General features: G+C 43.4%; 2 protein-coding genes and 1 pseudogene. 2 read left to right on the forward strand and 1 reads right to left on the reverse strand.

What is annotated here, in order from left to right; genetic code table 11:
• A pseudogene (locus F6K38_RS40175) lies at positions 1-220 on the forward strand (cytochrome b6-f complex subunit IV); the annotation flags it as partial.
• A 279-nt stretch (positions 221-499) separates the two neighbouring features.
• Here F6K38_RS40175 and F6K38_RS40180 read toward each other — a convergent pair.
• Positions 500-922: a hypothetical protein gene (locus tag F6K38_RS40180; RefSeq protein ID WP_287360451.1), complete on the reverse strand. Its 423-nt coding sequence runs from the start codon at positions 920-922 to the stop codon at positions 500-502.
• Between F6K38_RS40180 and F6K38_RS40185 the strand changes: the two genes are divergently transcribed.
• The gene (locus tag F6K38_RS40185) at positions 897-2000 is read left to right on the forward strand and encodes an RNA-guided endonuclease InsQ/TnpB family protein (RefSeq protein WP_287360453.1); all 1104 of its coding nucleotides are present in this window, start codon (positions 897-899) and stop codon (positions 1998-2000) included. The genes F6K38_RS40180 and F6K38_RS40185 overlap by 26 nt on opposite strands.
• Positions 2001-2106 lie beyond the last annotated feature (106 nt).

Consider the following 2106-nt stretch of genomic DNA (forward strand, 5'->3'; position numbering starts at 1 on the left):
GCGGATTCTCCCTAATAAACTTTTGGGTATTGCTGCTATGGGATCAGTTCCCTTGGGTCTGATGCTGGTTCCCTTCATCGAAGGTGTGAACAAATTCCAGAACCCATTCCGCCGTCCAGTGGCAACTTCGGTATTTTTATTTGGTACCCTAGTCACCATCTGGCTTGGTGTTGGTGCTACCTTACCCATTGATAAGTCTTTGACTTGGGGTCTGTTTTAAGATAAGCCTAACCATCACGCTCATCCTACAACTAGAGTTTTAACTAGAGTTTGTGGGATTTCCAGTGGTTAGTGATTACTCATTAAAAAAAAGCTTTTCTGAAAATCCCACGTACTTTGAGCCGTGGGATTTTTGTTTAATAGCAATTTCTCTAATGCTTTTAGAAATAGTTCGAGGTTAGTGGACAGTTACATAAAGTATCATAAAGTTTAGTAAAGTCTGTGAGTATTTGCTAGAATAGAGACATGACCCTAGTACCACTCCGTAAGGCGGTCGAACTTACGGGACTCTCTCAAACCACTTAACAGGAAATACGCAGACAATGGCACCATCAAATGTGAGCGAACCCCAAGCGGGTATCGACTGTTCGATACAGTTAGTCTTGCCACTTTGGGAAAACGACAAGCCCCTGAGCCAGTCACCATCTGTTACTGTCGAGTCAGCAGCAGTAAACAAAAAGACGACCTCGCCAGGCAAGTCGCGTACATGCACTCGCTTTTTCCGGAAGCGGAAATCATCTTTGACATTGGCTGAGGACTCAACTACAAAAGGAAAGGACTTAGAGCCATACTGGAACGACTTATGCAGGGATGTCAGCTCACAATTGTTGTTGCCTGTAGAGACAGACTTACCAGATTCGGTTTTGAACTGTTTGAATACTTGGCAGAACTCAACGGTGGAAAAATCTTGGTTCTCGACCAACCTGAAAGCTGTCGAGGATCCGAACTCACAGCAGATCTTCTCTGAATCATTCACGTCTTCTCTTGCAGGGTTCACGGACTCCGAAAATACGGCAAAAAAATCAAAGAAGATTCGAGTCTTCCTAAGTGCTGAGCAAAGGCGGATGGTTCGTCAATGGTTTGGAGTGTCCCGTTATGTATTCAACAAGACCATCAAATTACTCCAGAGCGGAGAGATAAAAGCCAATTGGAAGGCTATTAAAACTGGAATCCTAAACGACCTTCCTGAGTGGTGCAAGGCAGTACCTTATCAGATAAAATCAATAGGGATAAAGGATGCTTGCACCGCCGTGAGGGAGGCCAAGAAAAAGTACAAAAAGACTTTTCAAATTAACAGGGTTAGATTCAGATCTAGAAAAAATCCTGTGCAGTCTTGTTATATTCCAAAGTCAGCTGTATCAGATCAAGGCATTTATCACACAAAATTGGGAAAAGTTTGCTTTGCTGAACCTCTCCCAGCTAGTATTTGTGATTGTCGTCTGGTCAGTACTAACGGTAAAATTTATTTGTCTGTGCCGCATACTACTGCTAAAAAAGAAACCGAAAACCAAGGTAGAGTAGTAGCTATAGACCCTGGGGTGAGGACTTTCGCCACTTTCTTTGGCGAGAATTCTATAGGAAAGATAGGCACGGGGGACTTTTCTCGCATTCAACGCCTCGGCCAGCACTTAGATAATCTAATCTCGAAAATTAGCAAAGCTAAGGGAAGGCAAAAGCGTCGAATGAAAAAAGCAGCAAGACGGATGGTGATCAAGATTCAGAACTTAGTGAATGAGTTGCATCATAAAACGGCAAAGTTTCTTACTGACAATTTCGATGTAATCCTCCTTCCTACATTTGAGACTTCCCAAATGTCCAAAAAGGCAAGCCGAAAAATCCGATCGAAAACTGCCCGAAATATGTTGACATTTGCTCATTACCGGTTTAAAGAATTCTTGAAGCACAAAGCCATCGAAAAAAACAAGGTTGTTGTCGATGTCTGTGAAGCCTACACCAGCAAGACGGTTAGCTGGACTGGGGGTGCGGCTCGTTCTTACTAGGAGCCTCTAGAAACTAGAGGGGTATGAGTAAGGGGAATCGTGAGGGTAACACCCTCAAAAGATTTCTAACTATCTATTGGATGGCGGTGAAAACCCGCCCCTTGAA

Source organism: Moorena sp. SIO3B2 (assembly GCF_010692525.1).
GTDB classification, from domain to species: Bacteria; Cyanobacteriota; Cyanobacteriia; order Cyanobacteriales; family Coleofasciculaceae; genus Moorena; species Moorena producens.